Source organism: Streptomyces antibioticus, from assembly GCF_002019855.1.
Taxonomy (GTDB): Bacteria; Actinomycetota; Actinomycetes; order Streptomycetales; family Streptomycetaceae; genus Streptomyces; species Streptomyces antibioticus_B.
The window spans coordinates 540,736-558,168 of record NZ_CM007717.1 but is presented as its reverse complement, the minus strand read 5'-3'; the positions used below and the strand labels follow the sequence as shown (position 1 = coordinate 558,168).

Here is a 17,433-nt window from a genome sequence, read left to right as displayed (position 1 = left end):
ATGGCGGGTATGACAACACCTGGTGCAGTGATCGTGGATGCCGCCGCCTACGCGCGGGCGGTCGAGGACGCGGTGAAGGCGGCGGCCGCCTACTACGAGGGCGGCACGTCCGTGCTGGACGACGACGCCTACGACCGGCTGGTGCGCTCGATCGCGGCCTGGGAGGCCGCACACCCCGACCAGGTCCTGCCGGACTCGCCGACGGGCAAGGTGGCCGGCGGCGCCGTCGAGGGCGACGTACCGCACACGGTCGCCATGCTGAGCCTGGACAACGTCTTCTCGGCGCAGGAGTTCACCGCCTGGACCGCCTCGCTCGCCCGGCGCGTCGGCCACGACGTGACCCGGTTCAGCGTCGAGCCGAAGCTGGACGGCCTGGCGATCGCGGCGCGCTACACGGAAGGCCGCCTGACGCGGCTGATCACCCGCGGGGACGGGACGGCCGGGGAGGACGTCTCGCACGCCACGGGCACCATAGAGGGCCTCCCGGAGCGGCTCGCCGAACCGGTCACGCTGGAGGTGCGCGGCGAGGTCCTGATGACGACGGCCCAGTTCGAGCACGCCAACGAGGTGCGCATCGCGCACGGCGGCCAGCCCTTCGCCAACCCGCGCAACGCCGCGGCCGGCACCCTGCGCGCCAAGGACCGCGCCTACACGGTGCCGATGACCTTCTTCGGCTACGGCATGCTGCCCCTGCCCGGCACCGAGGACACGCTCGCCGTGTCCCTCGCCGAGAGCCCGCACAGCGATCTGATGGAGCGGGTGGCCGCCCTCGGCGTGAACACCACCGCCGGCACCGCCGTGCCCGGCACGACCGCCGACACGCCCGGCGAGGTGCTGGCCCGGGTGCAGGAGATCGCCGCCCTGCGCGCGGAGCTGCCGTTCGGCATCGACGGCATCGTGATCAAGGCCGACCTCGCCGACGACCAGCGGGCCGCGGGGTCGGGCTCACGCGCGCCGCGCTGGGCGATCGCCTACAAGCTGCCGGCCGTCGAGAAGATCACCCGGCTGATCGGCGTGGAGTGGAACGTCGGCCGGACCGGCATCATCGCCCCGCGCGGCGTCCTGGAGCCCGTCGAGATCGACGGCTCGACCATCACCTACGCCACCCTGCACAACCCCGCCGACATCACCCGTCGCGATCTGCGCCTGGGCGACCACGTGATGGTGCACCGCGCGGGGGACGTGATCCCGCGCATCGAAGCCCCCGTCGCCCATCTGCGCACCGGCGACGAACAGCCCATCGCCTTCCCCGAGTCCTGTCCGCGCTGCGGCGCCGACATCGACAGCAGCGAGCAGCGCTGGCGCTGCGCCAACGGCCGCAACTGCCATCTGGTCGCCTCCCTCTCCTACGCCGCGGGCCGCGACCAGCTCGACATCGAGGGCCTCGGGCACACCCGGGTCGTCCAGCTCGTCGAGGCCGGTCTGGTCGCTGATCTCGCCGACCTGTTCACCCTCACCCGCGACCAGCTCCTCGCCCTCGACCGGATGGGCGAGACCAGCACCGACAATCTGCTCGCCGCGCTGGCCGCCGCCCGCAGGCAGCCCCTGTCGCGGGTGCTGTGCGCGCTCGGCGTGCGCGGCACCGGCCGCTCCATGTCCCGGCGGATCGCCCGCCACTTCGCGACGATGGACCATCTGCGGGCCGCCGACGCCGAGGCGATCCAGCGGGTCGAGGGCATCGGCACCGAGAAGGCGCCGTCGATCGTGGCCGAGCTGGTCGAACTGGCCCCGCTCATCGACAAGCTCGCCGCGGTCGGCGTCAACATGACCGAGCCCGGCGCCACCCCGCCGCCGCCCCCGGGCACCGAGGACAGCACTGAGGAGGGCGCGGCGGGTGCGGGGCCGCTGGCCGGGATGGCGGTGGTGGTCACCGGTGCGATGACCGGCCCGCTGGAGAAGCTCAGTCGCAACGAGATGAACGAACTGATCGAGCGCGCGGGCGGCCGCGCCTCCTCCGGTGTGTCCAAGAAGACCAGCCTGGTCGTCGCCGGGGAGGGCGCCGGATCCAAGCGGACGAAGGCCGAGACGCTCGGCGTCCGCCTTCTCACGCCGGACGAGTTCGCGGTCCTGGTCGCCGACTGCCTCGACGCGGCGGACAGGGATCCGGTGGATGCCGACCCGGCGGACGCCGCACTGGTCGGCTGAGCGGCCGGCCGATCCGGGATGGTCTCCGCCCCTGCCCTGCGGAGACCACCCCGGTGGATCAGCCCGGCCGGTCGGCTCGTCAGGGCTTGCGGGCGAGCCCGCCGTGCTCGGCGATGACCGCCGGCGCCGGGACATCGGCGTCGGGACGCCACAGCGGGACCGACACCACACCCGGCTCGAGCAGTTCGAGCCCGTCGAAGAAGGCCGTGATCTCCTCGACCGTCCGCAGGTTGTAGGGGACGGCACCGCTCTCGTTGTAGGCGTCCTGGGCCTGCTCGAAGACCGGGTCGAAGCCGCGGGAGCCGTCGTTGATGGAGAGGTAGCTCCCGGAGGGCAGCGCGTCCATCAGACGGGAGGCGATCGAGCGGGCCTGGTCGTAGTCGGCGATGTGACCCAGGATGTTGCTCAGGATCAGGGCCGTGGGACGCGAGAAGTCCAGCGTCTCGGCCGCGGCCTCCAGGATGCGGTCGGGCTCCAGCACATTGGAGTCCACGTAGGCGGTCTTGCCCTCCGGCGTCGAGTACAGCAGCGCGCGGGCGTGGGCGAGGACCATCGGGTCGTTGTCGACGTAGACGATCCGGGTCTCCGGAGCGATCCGCTGGGCGACCTCGTGCGTGTTGTCGGCGGTGGGCAGACCGGTGCCGACGTCCAGGAACTGCCGGATGCCCGCCTCGGCGACCAGGTAGCGGATGTTGCGCTGGAGGAAGGCTCGGCTGCTGCGGGCGATCGTGACGATGCCGGGGAAGACGTCGGTGTACGCGTCACCGGCCGCCTCGTCGACGGGGTAGTTGTCCTTGCCGCCCAGCCAGTAGTTCCAGATCCGGGCCGAGTGAGGCACCGACGTGTCGATCTTCTGCTGCGCCGCTGAGCCGGGCGCGGGGGCGTGATCGGTCATGAGCAGTGTCCGTCTTTCAGCCGAGTCTTCAGTGTTCAGCGCACAAGATATGCCGCAACGACCCTACTGTGTACACCAGTTCATCCTTCCGGCCGGTACGGCCCCGAATACCGGCAGCGGGTGCCGTGACCGTGGCACCGGATGCCGTGGATACTGCCCGCATGCGACTCGGGGTGGTCATGGGGATTCTGTACTGCGTGCAGTTCAGCCGCGAGCTGGGCGACGACGAGGTCGGACGCATCGCCGGCATGGTCCTGGAGCGGCCCCTGTACGACCTCACCGCCGAGGAGCAGTACACCGCGGTGGAGGCCGCGCTCGCCGAGGACGTCTGGGACCAGGACCTGTCCTGGCAGCCGCACGACGAACCGGCCGTCCGCGACTTCCTGCGACGCCTGCTGGCCCGGCTGGACGCGGCCCGCCCCTGGCGGGAACCGCCGCTGCGCGCCCTCGGGTTCGACCGGTGGGAGGAGTACAGGCACGGCACGCTGCTGGCCCGGGTCCGGCTCCACGCCCCGTCGCAGGACCGGCTGCACGCCCGCCTGCGCACGGTGCCCGGCGATCCCGAAGGTCTGCGCGGTGTCGTCCTGCGCCTGCGCTCCGGGGACGAAGTCGCCCTGATCGCCCCGCCGTTGCCGGACGGCTACGAGGCGCACCTGAGGGCCCTGCCCCCGCACCGCCCGGCGGCGGAGCTGCTGGAGGCGTTCCTCACCCACACGGAGTGCGAACCGGAACGCGTGACACCGGCGCGCCCCGCCCGGGGGTGACCCTCCGGTCCGGCTCACGGTGTCACGGAGTGACTCGGACCGGCTCCTCCAGGCCCGACCCCGCTTCCCGTACCGGTCTGAACTCCACCGCCACCACCCCGTCGACATTGCGGCACAGCTCCTCCAGCTCCGGCACCGTGACCCGGGAGGAGAGGCGGCCGCTGAGGACGACATGGCCGTGCGCCACGTCCACATGGACCGCCGACGGCGACTCGCCCAGCATCCTGACCAGGACCTCCTCCACGATCTCCGTACGGATCGCCTGGTCCTTGCGGAGGAACACCTGAAGCAGGTCGCCCCGGCTCACCACGCCGATCAGCCGCCGGTCGTCGTCCACCACCAGGAGCCGCTTGATGCCGTGCCGGGCCATCACCCGGGCCGCGTCCACGACGCTCCAGTCCTCCCGCGCGCACACCGGCGGCGAGGTCATCAGCCCCGCCGCGTCGGTCGCCCACGCCTTGGCGGGCCGGGGCGCGCCGTCGGGGTCGTGCTCCGACCGCCCCCACATCTTGTGCAGCAGGTCCGCCTCCGAGACCACGCCCACCGGGCGGTCGTCCTCGTCGACCACGGGCACCGCCGTGATGTCGTACTCCTGGAGGAGATGGGCGATCTCCTTGAACGGCGTACCGCCCTGGACTCGCACGACCACATCGCTCATGAGGTCGCGTACCTGCTGATGGTTCATGGGGGCTTCCTTTCTCAGACCACCCGTCGTAGGGGAAACGTCCGGCGGCGCCCCGGTGATCCCCCCTGACGCACACTGTCCATGGTGCCTGATATGTGTGTGTCTGTTCCGCGCCGGAGATCACCGGCGCGGAAATACAGATGCCCCGCCGCCCGCGGCCTCCGTAGCCTCCTCCCATGGCCCACGTCCACACACCCGCCCTCCTGAACGTCATCGACGTCGAAGCCACCTGCTGGGACGGGCAGCCGCCGCCCGGCTCGGTGAACGAGATCATCGAGATCGGGCTCACGGTCGTGGACGTGGCGGCGCGGCGGCGGGTGTCCCGGCACCGGATCCTGGTCCGGCCCGGCCGGTCGACGGTCAGCCCCTTCTGCACCGAGCTGACCGGCCTCACCCAGGCCGAGGTGGACCGCGGTGTGTCGTTCGCCGAGGCGTGCCGGACCCTGGCCGAGGAGTACGAGGCGGGCGTACGGCCCTGGGCGAGCTGGGGCGACTACGACCGCCACCAGTTCGCCCGCCAGAGCAAGGCTGACGGCGTGGCCTACCCCTTCGGCCACCCCGCCGAACGCACCCACACCAACGCCAAGGCCGTCTTCACCACGTCCTACGGTCTGCGCCGCAGGCCCGGCATGAGCCAGGCCCTCGAGATTGCCGGGCTGCCCCTGGAGGGCCGCCACCACCGGGGCGAGGACGACGCCTGGAACATCGCCGCGCTCGTCCTGGACCTGGCGGCCCGCGACGCCTGGCCGCGGCCGGCGGCGGATCCGTGGTCGGCGGCGAGTGCCACGCGCGCCCGCTGACCCCGCGCACCACCTCGCTCAGCGCCCGCTCTCCCCGTGGCGGTTCCCCGGCAGGAAGTCCTGGATCTTGGCCTTGAAGCCCTGCCGGACCATCGCCCCGCGGTCGCTGTCGCCCTTGAGGACGGACGCCACGGCCGCCTCGATCTGTTCCAGCGTGGCGTGCGGCGGGATCGGCGGTACGGCGGGGTCGGTGACGAAGTCGAGCACGCACGGCCGGTCCGCCACGAGCGCGGTCTCCCACGCGCCGGCCACCTGCTCCGGCTTCTCCACGCGTACCCCGGCCAGGCCGATCGAGCGCGCGAAATCGGCGTAACCGACGTCCGGGAGCGCCTGTGAGGGCAGGAACTGCGGGGCGCCGGACATGGCCCGCATCTCCCACGTCACCTGGTTCAGATCCTGGTTGTTGAACACGGCGACGATCAGCCGCGGATCCTCCCACTCCCGCCAGTACTTGGCGACGGTGATCAGCTCCGCCATGCCGTTCATCTGCATCGCCCCGTCCCCGACGAGCGCGATCGCGGGCCGGTCGCCGTGCGCGAACTTCGCCCCGATCGCGTACGGCACACCAGGACCCATCGTCGCGAGCGTGCCCGACAGCGAACCGCGCATCGCGCCGCGCAACTTCAGATGGCGGGCGTACCAGTTGGCGGCCGAGCCCGAGTCGGCGCTCAGGATCACGTTCTCCGGGAGAACGTCGTTGAGCGCGTGGGTGACCTGCTCCGGGTTGATCGGATCGGCGTCGACGGCGGCCCTCCGGTCCATGACCTCCCACCAGCGCGTGACGTTGTCCTCGATCTTCGTCCGCCACGCCGGGTCCTCGACCTGCTCCAGCAGCGGCAGCAGCCGACGCAGGGTCCGGGCGGCGTCCCCGACGAGGTTGACCTCGAACGGGTAGCGCAGGCCGACCATGTGCGGGTCGATGTCGATCTGCACGGCCCTGGCCTGCCCGAACTCCGGCAGGAACTGGCTGTAGGGGAACGACGAGCCGATCACCAGCAGCCCGTCGCACTCCCGCATCATCTCGTACGACGGCCGGGTGCCCAGCAGTCCGATCGCGCCGGTGACGTACGGCAGGTCGTCGTCGAGGGCGTCCTTGCCCAGGAGGGCCTTGGCCACTCCGGCGCCGAGCCGGTCGGCGACGGCCATCACCTCCGTACGGGCGTGCCGTGCGCCCTGGCCGATCAACAGGGCTATCTTCCCGCAGGAGTTGAGGACGTCGGCGGCCCGGCGCAGATCCTCGTCGTCCGGCACCGGCGCGTAGTGCGGCATGCCGAGGCTGGAGGGCACCATCTTGAAGGCGTGCTCGGGCGGGGAGTAGTCGAGCTGCTGCACATCGGCCGGGACGATCACGGCGGTCACCGTGCGGCGGGCGATCGCGGTGCGCAGCGCCCGGTCCAGCACGTTCGGCAGTTGCTCCGGGACGGTGACCATCTCGCAGAAGTCCGAGGCGACGTCCTTGTAGAGGCTCAGGAGGTCGACCTCCTGCTGGTAGGAGCCGCCCATCGCGCTGCGGTCGGTCTGCCCCACGATCGCCACGACCGGCACATGGTCGAGCTTGGCGTCGTAGAGGCCGTTGAGGAGGTGGATGGCGCCGGGGCCCGAGGTGGCGGCGCAGACCCCGACCCGGCCGGAGAACTTGGCGTAGCCGACCGCCTGGAAGGCCGACATCTCCTCGTGGCGCGACTGGATGAACCTGGGGTTGTCGTCGGCCCGGCCCCAGGCGGCGAGGAGGCCGTTGATGCCGTCCCCGGGGTAGGCGAAGACATGCTCCACCCCCCACTCGCGCAGCCGTCGCAGGATGTGGTCGGAGACCTTCGTCGACATGGTCGCAGCCTTTCGCAAAGGGGTCGGAAGCGGGGCGGGACGCGGTCAGAGCGACCGGGTACCCCGGAAGTCCACGTCCCTCGCCCCCACGATCCGGGCGTCCATGTTGCGCTCCATCATCTCCAGGGCCGCCGCCTCCAGACGGGGATGGATGGAGGCGACCGCGTCCCTCGGCACGACGACCTCCAGATGGCGGATGTGCGCGTCCAACGCCGAGTACAGGACGCACTGTTCGGTGACCTGGCCGCACAGCACCACCTGGCCGACGCCCAGTTGGGACAGCAGATAGGCCATCGGCGTCTCGTAGAAGATGGAATGACGGGCCTTCATCACGAACAGCGAGTCGTCGTCGGGCAGGATCGGCTCGATCAGGTCGGAGTGCGGACGGTCCAGCGCGGTGCGTACGAGTTCGTCGTGCTGGGAGCGCCAGAGCCCGAAGTTGTCGTTCGCGTAGATCACCGGCACGTCCGCGTCCCGGGCCCGCCGGATCAGCTCCGCCAGGACGGGCACGACCCGGGCGACGGAGGAGACGAGCAGGTCGGCGTCCTTGTGCTCGTAGGTGTTGATCATGTCGATCACGACGAGGGCGAGCCCCGTCGCCGATCCGGCCGTGCGCATGGTGCCATCACCACCGTCGTGCGTGTCGTGCCCGGCGTCCGTCCGCCGTGAGGCAGGGGCGCTCGCCCCGCGGGCGCGGGCCGCCGTTCGGGAACGTGCTGCCGAGTACCCGAGGGGGCGCCCGCCGGAACACCGTCGGCGCCGGGCTTCCGTGTGGCCGGCCCCGGCGCCGGGTACCCGGGCCCCGTCACAGGAAGCGAAGGGAGTGGTCATGAGGCCGAACGCACCGGTGCCCGCCCGCGCGCACGGCTCCGCTCCGCCCGGCCTGCACGTGGCGGCCGACGGGTCGGAGCCGCATCCGCCGCCCCGGGAGCCGGACCTGCCGGCCGACCGCAGTCAGGCGATCCTGGAGACCACCAAGAAGGTGGGCGCCGTCCTGAAACGGGCCGGGCACCGGTTCGCGCTGGCCGGAAGCGTGGCGGTCTACGCGCAGGGCGGCAGCGCCCGGGGCGGGCTCCAGCACGACGCCGACTTCTGTGTCCTGCCCGAGGACGCCGAAGCGGTGGCGGCCGCGCTGCGCGACGCCGGGCTCACCGTACGCGTCCCGCCCGAGGACTGGCTGCTCAAGACCACCTGCCTCGGCCAGGACGTCGACATCATCTTCGAGCTGTCGTACGGCCCCGTCACGGCCGAGCTGCTGGACCGCGCCGACGACCTCCCCGTGGACTCCGTGCAGATGCCCGTACTGTCCGCGACCGATCTCCTGGTCGGCCTGAACAGCGCCTTCTCCGAGCACCACTGCGACTTCGGGGCGGTGCTGCCGGTGGCCCGCGCGCTGCGCGAGAAGGTCGACTGGACGGAGGTGCGGCGCCGCTGCGGGGACCGGCCCATGCCGGCCGCGTTCCTCTACCTCCTCGAACGCCTGAACGTGATCGAGGAGGAGGGGCAGGGGGAGAGGCAGGGGGAGGACCGATGACCGCCACCGAGTACCGCGTGGCCCACCTCGTCGAACGGCTGGCGGAGGGACACCCCGCCACCCTGGGCATCCGCGTCGAGACCCGGGGCGAGACCGTCCTGGTGACCGGCACGGTGCCGTCCGCCGAGTGCCGCGACGACATCCTCGGCATCGTCCACGAGACCCTGCCCGGTGTGCCCGTGCACGGCGATCTCGTCGTCGCGGACACCACCGCGCCCGATCACGCGGAGGAGCTTCCATGACCCGGGTGGCAGCCGTCGGCGACATCCACATGGGGCCCGAGAGCCAGGGCACCCTGCGCCTCGCCTTCGAGACCCTCCCCGACTGCGCCGACGTGCTCCTGCTGGCCGGCGACCTCACCCGGCACGGCACTCCGGAGGAGGCGCGGGTGGTCGCGCGCGAGATCACGGACCTGGGCGTTCCGGTGGTCGCCGTGCTGGGCAACCACGACCACCACGCCGACCGCGCCGACGAGGTCACGGCCGTCCTGCGGGACGCCGGCGCCCAGGTCCTGGAGGGCGAGGCGACCGTCGTCACCCACGGCGGCGAGCGCATCGGCGTGGCGGGCACCAAGGGGTTCGGCGGGGGATTCGCGGGCCGCTGCGCCGGTGAGTTCGGCGAGCCCGTCATGAAGGAGTTCGTCCGCTACTCCCGCCTCCGCGCCGACAGTCTGCGCGGCGCCCTGGAGGAACTGGCCGGCAACGCGTGCGACGTACGGATCGCGCTGACCCACTTCTCGCCGGTGCCGGACACGCTGGCCGGTGAACCGCTGGAGATCTATCCGTTCCTCGGCAGCTATCTGCTCGCCGAGGCCATCGACTCGGCCGGCGCCGACCTCGCCGTCCACGGCCACGCCCACTCCGGTACGGAACACGGTCTGACCAGCGGCGGAGTGACCGTACGCAATGTGGCCCAGCCCGTCATCGGACGGGCCTTCCACGTGTACCACCTCAGGTGAACGCCTCGCGCAGCGCGGGCAGCAGCGTCTTCTCCGACCAGTCCAGGAACCGGTGCTGCGACTCGCCGCCGATCTGGACGAGCGCGACCTCGGTGAACCCGGCCTCGGCGTACGGCCGGACGGCCTCCACGAAGTCGTCCGGGTCGTCGCCGCACGGGACGGCCGCGGCCATGTCGTCGGGGGTGACGAACCGGGTCGCCTCCTCGAAGGAGTCCGGGTGCGGAAGCTCGGAGTTGACCTTCCAGCCGAGCCCCGACCAGCGGAACTGGTCGTGTGCGCGCCGCACGGCGGTCCCCCGGTCGGGATCGTGACAGACCGGCAGTTGGCCCACCTTGGGCTTTCCGCGGCCGCCGTGCTCCTCGAACGCGTCCAGCAGCCCCTTGTCCGGCTCGGTGGCGACGACCAGGTCCGCCAGCCGCCCGGCCAGCGCGCACGAACGGGCCCCGGAGACGGCGATCCCGACGGGCGGCGGCGGGTCGGGAAGGTCCCACAGCCGGGCCGAGTCCACCTGGAAGTGCGGGCCGTGCCGCGTCACATGGCCGCCCTCGAACAGCTCCCGGATGATCAGCACGGCCTCTTCGAGCATCTCGTGCCGTACGTCCACCGAGGGCCAGCCGCGGCCCACCACGTGTTCGTTGAGGTTCTCGCCCGCCCCGAGCCCCAGCCGGAACCTGCCTTCGGCCAGCAACTGGACGGTGGCCGCCTTCTGCGCCACCACCGCCGGGTGGTAGCGGACGGTCGGGCAGGTCACGTACGTCATGAGCGGGATGCGCGAGGTGGCCTGGGCGGCGGCGCCGAGCAGACTCCACGCGTAGGGGGAGTGGCCCTGCGAGCGCAGCCACGGGAAGTAGTGGTCCGAGGTGACGGAGAAGTCGAAGCCCGCCGCCTCGGCGCGGACCACATGGTCCACCAGATCCCGGGGGCCGGCCTGCTCGGTCATCATCGTGTATCCGATCTGCACCATAAAGGGACGACTATCCCTTCTGCCGGACCGAAAACGACCTGACCTGTTTGCGCCGCACCCGTGTCGCCTCCCTCCTCCCGGGTACGCGGGGGCCGGACACCCACTGCCTGTGACGAGAGGACGTTGAACGATCATGCGCATCGCGTTTCTGACGGCACCCGAGGGCGTCGAGCAGGTCGAGCTGACCGAACCCTGGCAGGCCGCGCTGGACGCGGGCCACGAGCCCGTACTGGTGTCGACCGAGCCGGGCGAGGTGCAGGCCTTCGACCATCTCGACAAGGCGGACACGTTCCCGGTCGACGAGACCGCGGGCGAGGCGTCCGTGGACTCCTTCGGCGGGCTGGTCCTGCCCGGCGGGGTCGCCAATCCCGACCTCCTGCGCACCGACCGTGACGCCGTGGCGTTCGTGAAGGGCTTCTTCGACAACGGTCTGCCGGTCGCGGCGATCTGTCACGCGCCCTGGACGCTCATCGAGGCGGACGTCGTACGCGGCCGCGAGCTGACCTCGTGGCCGAGCCTGCGCACGGACATCGGCAACGCCGGCGGCACCTGGGTCGACGAACAGGTGAAGATCTGCGACCACGGCACGAACCTGCTGGTCACCAGTCGTAAGCCGGACGACCTCAAGGCGTTCTGCGAGACGTTCCTGGACGTGTTCGCCAAGGCCGAGGAGAAGACGGCGGCCGCGGGCTAGCGGCAGCCGTGCGCCGGGACCGCCCTCACGCCGGTGAAGCGCGGAGTCGGTCCAGCCTGCGCCGGGCGGGACCCAGTACGCGGCCCCGTCCGCCCAGCTCGGCCCAGGGGCGGGTGCGGGCCTGCTCCAGGGCGTCGGCGACGCTCCACCGGCGCGGGCCGAGGCCGGGGTCGTCCAACTGCTCCCAGTCGAACGGGGTGGCCACGGGCGCGCCCGGCCGGGCCCGCACGGTGTAGGGGGCGACGACGGTCTGGGCGTAGGCGTTGCGCTGGACATCCAGATAGAGCCGGTCGCCGCGGTCCTTCTTGCGGGCGGCGACGGTCAGCCGGTCGGGGTGTTCGGCGACGAGCAGTTCGGCGGCGTCGCGCGCGAACGCGCGCACCTCGTCGAAGCCGTGGCGCCGTTCGAGCGGGACCACGACGTGCAACCCGCGCGAGCCCGTCGTCATCGGCGCGCAGGGCAGGCCCAGCCGGTCCAGCAGCGCGTGCACCCGGCGGGCCGCCTCCCGTACGGGGGCGAAGTCGTCCGTATCCGTGCCTGTGCCTGCGGGGTCGAGGTCGAAGACCATCAGGTCGGGCCGGTCCGGCCGGTCCGCCCGCGACAGCCAGCGGTGCAGGGTCAGGCACGCCTGGTCGGCGAGCAGGACCAGGGTGGCGGGGTCGTCGCACACCAGGTGGCGGACCGTTCCGCCCTCCTTCGGCATCTCGACCCGGGTGACCCACTCCGGATAGTGGTCCGGGGTGTTCTTCTGCATGAACCGGGGTCCGTCGAGCCCGTCCGGATACCGCTCCAGCATCAGCGGCCGGCCGCGCAGGTGCGGCAGCATGAACTCGGCCGCCGCGCTGTAGTACTCCACCAGGTCGGCCTTCGTGCACGCCTCGCCGTCCCCGAGGCCGGGGAGCAGCACCTTGCCGGGCCGGTGCACCTCGACGGCGCGCCGCCCCGCGCGGACCGTGCGCGTGTCGTCGGCGTTCACGACGGGACCGCCTGGGCCATGGCGACGCCTTCCTGGGCCGGGGGCCGTTGACCCGGCCCGCGTAACCCGCTCCGGCTGGTCGAAACCCCTCCGTGCCCGACCCGGCGTGGCATGCTCGGACCATGGAGAGCGACCCTGCACTCCCCGACCCCGCGCTCCCCGGGCCCGCTCGCCCCGACGAGGGCGCCGCCCCCGGGGTGCTCGCCCTGGCCAAGGTGGTGGCCAGGCTGCGCGCCGAGGTCGTGGACCTCGAAGGCGTCGCCTCGATGACGGCCGTCGTCGAACGGGCCAAGGGCGTCCTCATGGCCCAGGCGGGCGTGCCGGCGGACACCGCGTACGAGCTGCTGCTCACCAGGGCCGCGCGGCACCGGCGCACCTTGATGGAGGAGTGCTGGATCACCCTGGGCCGCACCGGTCGCGCAGCCCGCTCCGGCCACGGCTCCGGGCAGCCGCCGTCACCCACCGCGGGGCCGGACACCGAGGCACCCGAGGACGGCTCCGGCCCCTCCCCGTTCGAAACCGTCCAGTACCTGCCCGGCACTGCCCGGCCGACACCGCTGTCCGGGCTCGCCGACGCCCTGGCCGGCGCCCGCACCTGCGGCGACATCGCCCATCTGCTGCGGACCGCGCTGTCCGGCGAGGCGGGCGTGGACGCCGTGATGATCTACACCGTCACGGCCGCCGGCACCCTGGAACTCACCGGGCACGCGGGCATCGACGCCGCCCTCGCCGCCCAGTGGAGCCACATCCCGCCGCTCGCCGGTGTCGCCGCCCTGCAGGCGGTCGCCGAGGGCGAACCGCTCTGGCTGGAGGACCCGGCGCGCGACGCCACCCGCTATCTGCTGATCGGCGATCCGCCCACCCGCTGGCCCTCCCGCGCCTGGATCCCCGTCCCCGAGGAGCGCGCGGCCGAGGCCGCCGTGGGCTTCCTTCGCACCCGCCCCGGCCCGTTCGACACCGCCACGCGGTCCCTGCTGCGCCGGTCCGTCCGCCTGTGCGCCGGACCGCTGCGCGGCCCCCTGCCCGGCCGCCCGCCGCGCCGCCCCTCGCGCGACGGCCGGGACGGGGCGGGATCCGACCCGGTGCGGGACGACGTCGACACCGTCCAGCGGATCTTCGACGCCCTGCCCGGACCCGCGGTCCTGCTGCTCCCGCTGTGGACGGAGACGGGGGCGGTCGAGGACTTCCGGATCGAGGCGGCGGCCCCCGAGTCCGTCGACGTGGCGGGACGCCGGGGCAAGGAACTGGTGGGCCGCAGCATCCTGGAGACGTATCCGACGGTGGCCGGCAGCGCCCTGTGGGACGCCTATCTGGACACCCTGGCGACGGGCACCACCTACGACAGCGAACCCTTCGCCTACGAGGAGGTGCTCGCCGGCGTCCCCCGCCGTTCCACCTACTCCGTGCGGGTCTCCCGGCTCGGCGGCCGTCTGGTCGTGTCCTGGATCCGCCACGACACGGGCGAGCGCGAGGCCCGCCGCCTCGCCGACATGCAGCGCCTGGGCAATCTCGGCTGGGCGCGGTGGGACCTCACCACGAACACCATCACCTGGTCCGAACAGGTCTACGCGATCTTCGACCGGGATCCCGCCCAGGGCCCGATGACCCTGGAGGAGCTGCCCGGGCATCTGGTCCCCGACGACCTGCCCAGGCTCGGCACGGCCGTACGGCGGCTGCTCGGCGAGGGCCTGGCCGTCGACCAGCACTTCCGGATCACGGTCGCGGACGGCGTACGGCATCTGCGGATCGTCGCCGAGGCGCAGACCGACGCCGACGGCAACGCCGTGGAGGTGCACGGCTTCTTCCAGGACCTCACGGCACAGCGCGACGCCGAGATCGCCCTCTACGAGAGCGAACGCGCCGTCCTCGTCCAGCGTGGCATGCTCCAGGCCGAACGCGCCCTCGCCGCCCGCCTCCAGGAGACGCTGCTGCCGATCCCCGAACAGACGCTGGAGCTGGCGGGCCTGTCCGTGGACGTCGCCTACATCCCCGCCGACTCCGGGGTGAACGTCGGGGGTGACTGGTACAGCGCCATCGAACTCCCCGGCGGCAACGCCCTGTTCGTGGTCGGGGACGTGGCCGGGCACAGCCTCGCCGCCGTCGGCACCATGGCCCAACTCCGGTTCACCGCCAAGGGGATGGCCGTCACCGGATCGGCCCTCCCCGACGTGCTCAGCCGGCTCAACACCCTGCTGCTGCACACCGCGGGCGACGCGTACGCCGCCAACGCCACCATGATCATGGGCTGTTACCGCGCCGAGGACCGGCGGCTGACCTGGGTACGGGCCGGACATCTGCCGCCGCTGCTGATCCGCGGCGACGAGGCGACGTTCCTGCCGCAGCCCGAGGGCATCCTGCTCGGGGCGGCGCGCGACCCGGTGTTCGGACAGGCCGTGATCGACCTGCTGCCCGGCGACCACCTCCTGATGTACACCGACGGCCTGGTGGAGAACCCGGGGGAGGACATCGGCGTGGGCTTCGACCGGCTCGCCGAGACGGCGCTGCGGCTGCTGCGCACCGACGGCGTCGAGGCCCTCGCCCCCGCCCTGGCGGCCCTGCGGCCCCGCCACCGGGACGACATCTGCGTCCTGGACATCCACGTGCCCGACGGATCGGCCGCGTCCGGCGTGGGGTAGCGGCCCCCGAAACGGACTAATGTTCATGCATGGGCGGTTTTCGAGCGGCCGTGCCGCACGCCGCGCCGGACGCCGTGCCCGACGCGATGGACGCGGCGCTGCTGGACGTGGTCGACGACAGCGGCGCGTCCCGCGGTCTGCTCTACGTCCTGCCCCCTTCCGGTGACGCCCTGTGGCTGGTGGCGCTGACCGGCGCGCCCCGCGAGATGGCGCTCCCCTGGGCCCGGGTGGGCCTGTCCGAGCCCGTGGCGGTGGCGGACGCCGTACGCCGCGGCGAGCTGGTGTGGGTCGGCGACATCGAGGAGATGGCGCGCCGCTACCCGCGCACCTCCCTCGTGCTGCCGTACCCCTTCTCGCTGGCCGCCGCCCCGCTCACCGCCGAGGGCGCGGCCGTCGGCGGTCTGGTGCTGCTGTGGCCGGGCTCGCACCCCGCCCTGCTCGGCGACCGCGAGCGGGCCGCCGTCGACGCGGGCTGCCGCCGCCTCGGCCGGCTGCTGCACCGCGTGGCCGGCGACGGCGGACTGTGCCCGCCGGACGAGCCGCGGATCCTGCCGCACCCGCTGCGCACCCGCGCCGTGTCGGCCGAGGCGGGCGAACTGGCCGCGTACGTCGCCCGGCTGCCCGGCGGCGCCTGCGCCCTGGACATGACCGGCCGGTTCACCTTCGTCACGCCCGGGGCCGCCGACCTCCTCGGCGTCCCCGTCGAGGAGCTGGTGGGCGCGCTGCCCTGGGAGGCCCTGCCCTGGATGGACGTCCCCGAGATCGAGGACCACTACCGCTCGGCCGTGGTCAGCGAGCAGCCCACCCGTTTCGGGGCGGTGCGCCCGCCGGACCGGCCACTGATCTTCGAGCTGTACCCCGACCCGTCCGGCATCAGCGTCCGGATCACCCCCGGCGACCCCCTCGCCGGGACCGGTCCGTCCGCCGCGGCCGAACGCCTCGCCGCCGGACCCGGCCGCGCCGGACTCCTCTACCACCTGATGCACCTGGCCGCCACGCTCACCGAGGCCGTCGGCGTGCAGGACGTCGTGAACCAGGCCGCCGACCAGCTCATGCCCGCCCTCGGCGCCAAGGCCATGGCCCTGATGGCGGCCCGCGACGGCCGGCTGCGGATGCTCGGCCACCGCGGCTACGACGCCGAACTGATGGCCCGCTTCGACGACCTCCCCCTCACCGCGGACACCCCCGCCGCGCGCGTGGTCGACACCTGCACCCCGCACTTCTTCACCAGCTTCGACGAGCTGCGGCGCCTCTACCCGCGGGCCGTCCAGCTCGACGACAAGGCGTCCTGGGCGTTCCTCCCGCTCGTCGCCTCCGGGCGCGCCATCGGCTCGCTCGTCCTCGCCTACGACCGCCCCCAGCACTTCCCGCCCTCCGAACGCGCGGCCCTCACCGCCCTGGTCGCCCTGGTCGGCCAGGCCCTCGAACGCGGCCGCCTCTACGACACCCAGTACACCGTCGCCCATCAGCTCCAAGCCGCCCTGCTGCCCCGGCGCCTGCCGACACCGCCCGGCCTGCGGGTCGCCGCCCGCTACCGGCCGTCCGGCCACGGCATGGAGGTCGGCGGCGACTTCTACGACCTGATCCGCCTCGACGACACGACGGTGGCCGCCGCGATCGGCGACGTCCAGGGGCACGACGTGGACGCGGCCGCGCTGATGGGGCAGGTGCGCACCGCGGTCCACGGCCACGCGATGGCCGGCTCGTCGCCCGCCGACGTCCTCAGCACCACCAACCGGCTCCTGGTCGACCTGGACGCGGGCCGGTTCGCGAGCTGCCTCTACGCCCATCTGGACCTGGTCCGCCGGACCGCCTGCCTGGCCAGCGCCGGCCATCCGCCCGCCGTGCTGCGGCACCCCGACGGCCGCACCGAGGTGCTCCACGTCCCGCCCGGCCTGCTCCTCGGCATCGAGGCCGACACCACCTATCAGGCCGCCGCCTTCCCGCTGCCGCCGGGCAGCGTCCTCGTGCTCTACACCGACGGGCTCGTGGAACGCCCCGGACTCGACCCCGACGAGGCCGTCACCGCGCTCGCGGGCCACCTCGCCGCCGCCGACCCCGGGGACCTCGACGCCGTTGCCGACCAACTCATCGGCCATGTCTCCGAGCCGGTCGACGACATCGCCCTGCTGGTCATCGGCGTGGACCCGGCCGGGTGACAGCGGAGCGGACGCGGCGGTTCCGTGGCATTCAACGCGCGGCGGCGGGTACCCGGCGGCGATGAACACGACACTTGCGCAGACAGCCGCCGCGGCATCGGGGGCGGGCATGGCCGTCATCGTCGTCCTCGGGGTGCTCATCACGGTGATGCTGGTGTGGGCCGTACGCCTCGGCATCGGCGTACGACGCCGGGAGCCCGCCCCGCCGCGGCCCGCCGAGCAGCCGACGCCGCCCGCCTCGGGGCCGGTCCACGAGGAGCGCGAGGCCCGCGAGCCCAACGAGGTGCCGCGGGCCGGCGCCGACGGCGAACGCCTCGACCCGCACCAGCTCGGCGGCGGACCCACCCGGCGCAGCGCGGACCAGTCCCGGCCGCGATTCGACGACAGGGCCTGAGAGTC

General features: G+C 73.0%; 16 protein-coding genes. 10 read left to right on the top strand and 6 right to left on the bottom strand.

Features of this window, described 5'->3' with window-relative positions; all coding sequences use genetic code 11:
• The first annotated feature begins 9 nt into the window (after positions 1 to 9).
• Positions 10 to 2,145 carry an NAD-dependent DNA ligase LigA gene (gene ligA / locus AFM16_RS02510; protein WP_245177614.1) on the top strand — a complete coding sequence of 712 codons (2,136 nt, stop codon included), beginning with the start codon at positions 10 to 12 and terminating at the stop codon, positions 2,143 to 2,145.
• Between the two features lie 79 nt (positions 2,146 to 2,224).
• On the opposite strand, the gene AFM16_RS02505 is transcribed toward ligA, so the two are convergent.
• Complete coding sequence (locus tag AFM16_RS02505) at positions 2,225 to 3,040, bottom strand: SAM-dependent methyltransferase (protein ID WP_030781163.1); 816 nt, start codon at positions 3,038 to 3,040, stop codon at positions 2,225 to 2,227.
• Between the two features lie 161 nt (positions 3,041 to 3,201).
• On the opposite strand from AFM16_RS02505, the gene AFM16_RS02500 reads away from it, so the two are divergent.
• Entirely contained in the window at positions 3,202 to 3,804 is a 603-nt protein-coding gene (locus tag AFM16_RS02500; protein ID WP_078632077.1) for a hypothetical protein, read from the top strand.
• 22 nt (positions 3,805 to 3,826) lie between these two features.
• Here AFM16_RS02500 and AFM16_RS02495 read toward each other — a convergent pair whose 3' ends face one another.
• Positions 3,827 to 4,489 carry a CBS domain-containing protein gene (locus tag AFM16_RS02495; RefSeq protein WP_030781158.1) on the bottom strand — a complete coding sequence of 221 codons (663 nt, stop codon included), beginning with the start codon at positions 4,487 to 4,489 and terminating at the stop codon, positions 3,827 to 3,829.
• A gap of 176 nt (positions 4,490 to 4,665) precedes the next feature.
• On the opposite strand from AFM16_RS02495, the gene AFM16_RS02490 reads away from it, so the two are divergent.
• Positions 4,666 to 5,289 (top strand): 3'-5' exonuclease, encoded by a 624-nt coding sequence (locus AFM16_RS02490; RefSeq protein ID WP_078632075.1) that lies wholly within the window; start codon positions 4,666 to 4,668, stop codon positions 5,287 to 5,289.
• Between the two features lie 18 nt (positions 5,290 to 5,307).
• Here the strand turns inward: AFM16_RS02490 and AFM16_RS02485 are convergent, their stop codons facing one another.
• Together AFM16_RS02485 and AFM16_RS02480 are read right to left on the bottom strand one after the other, a co-directional pair.
• Entirely contained in the window at positions 5,308 to 7,113 is a 1,806-nt protein-coding gene (locus AFM16_RS02485) for a thiamine pyrophosphate-requiring protein (RefSeq protein ID WP_078632073.1), read from the bottom strand.
• A 45-nt stretch (positions 7,114 to 7,158) separates the two neighbouring features.
• Positions 7,159 to 7,731 (bottom strand): cysteine hydrolase family protein, encoded by a 573-nt coding sequence (locus AFM16_RS02480; RefSeq protein ID WP_078632071.1) that lies wholly within the window; start codon positions 7,729 to 7,731, stop codon positions 7,159 to 7,161.
• A gap of 211 nt (positions 7,732 to 7,942) precedes the next feature.
• Here AFM16_RS02480 and AFM16_RS02475 point away from each other — a divergent pair, with 211 nt between their 5' ends.
• From AFM16_RS02475 to AFM16_RS02465, 3 genes are read left to right on the top strand one after another with little or no spacing between them, the layout of a single operon-like run.
• Complete coding sequence (locus AFM16_RS02475) at positions 7,943 to 8,647, top strand: nucleotidyltransferase family protein (protein ID WP_078636812.1); 705 nt, start codon at positions 7,943 to 7,945, stop codon at positions 8,645 to 8,647.
• A complete protein-coding gene (locus AFM16_RS02470; protein WP_030781151.1) occupies positions 8,644 to 8,889 on the top strand; it encodes a BON domain-containing protein in 246 nt (81 codons plus the stop codon). The genes AFM16_RS02475 and AFM16_RS02470 overlap by 4 nt, the downstream gene beginning before the upstream one ends.
• Positions 8,886 to 9,605, top strand: coding sequence for a metallophosphoesterase family protein (locus AFM16_RS02465; RefSeq protein WP_078632069.1), 720 nt, complete (start codon positions 8,886 to 8,888; stop codon positions 9,603 to 9,605). The genes AFM16_RS02470 and AFM16_RS02465 overlap by 4 nt, the downstream gene beginning before the upstream one ends.
• Here AFM16_RS02465 and AFM16_RS02460 read toward each other — a convergent pair.
• Positions 9,598 to 10,569: an LLM class F420-dependent oxidoreductase gene (locus tag AFM16_RS02460; RefSeq protein WP_030781147.1), complete on the bottom strand. Its 972-nt coding sequence runs from the start codon at positions 10,567 to 10,569 to the stop codon at positions 9,598 to 9,600. The genes AFM16_RS02465 and AFM16_RS02460 overlap by 8 nt on opposite strands.
• A gap of 133 nt (positions 10,570 to 10,702) precedes the next feature.
• On the opposite strand from AFM16_RS02460, the gene AFM16_RS02455 reads away from it, so the two are divergent.
• Complete coding sequence (locus tag AFM16_RS02455) at positions 10,703 to 11,263, top strand: type 1 glutamine amidotransferase domain-containing protein (RefSeq protein WP_078632067.1); 561 nt, start codon at positions 10,703 to 10,705, stop codon at positions 11,261 to 11,263.
• 25 nt (positions 11,264 to 11,288) lie between these two features.
• Here the strand turns inward: AFM16_RS02455 and ligD are convergent, their stop codons facing one another.
• A complete protein-coding gene (gene ligD / locus AFM16_RS02450) occupies positions 11,289 to 12,239 on the bottom strand; it encodes a non-homologous end-joining DNA ligase (RefSeq protein ID WP_078632065.1) in 951 nt (316 codons plus the stop codon).
• A 122-nt stretch (positions 12,240 to 12,361) separates the two neighbouring features.
• On the opposite strand from ligD, the gene AFM16_RS02445 reads away from it, so the two are divergent.
• The 3 genes from AFM16_RS02445 (at position 12,362) to AFM16_RS02435 (ending at position 17,428) form a co-directional block, all read left to right on the top strand.
• Complete coding sequence (locus AFM16_RS02445; protein ID WP_078632063.1) at positions 12,362 to 14,875, top strand: SpoIIE family protein phosphatase; 2,514 nt, start codon at positions 12,362 to 12,364, stop codon at positions 14,873 to 14,875.
• Positions 14,876 to 14,904: 29 nt separating this feature from the next.
• Positions 14,905 to 17,034 (top strand): SpoIIE family protein phosphatase, encoded by a 2,130-nt coding sequence (locus tag AFM16_RS02440; RefSeq protein ID WP_256861263.1) that lies wholly within the window; start codon positions 14,905 to 14,907, stop codon positions 17,032 to 17,034.
• A 61-nt stretch (positions 17,035 to 17,095) separates the two neighbouring features.
• Entirely contained in the window at positions 17,096 to 17,428 is a 333-nt protein-coding gene (locus AFM16_RS02435) for a DUF6479 family protein (protein ID WP_030781130.1), read from the top strand.
• Positions 17,429 to 17,433: the final 5 nt, after the last annotated feature.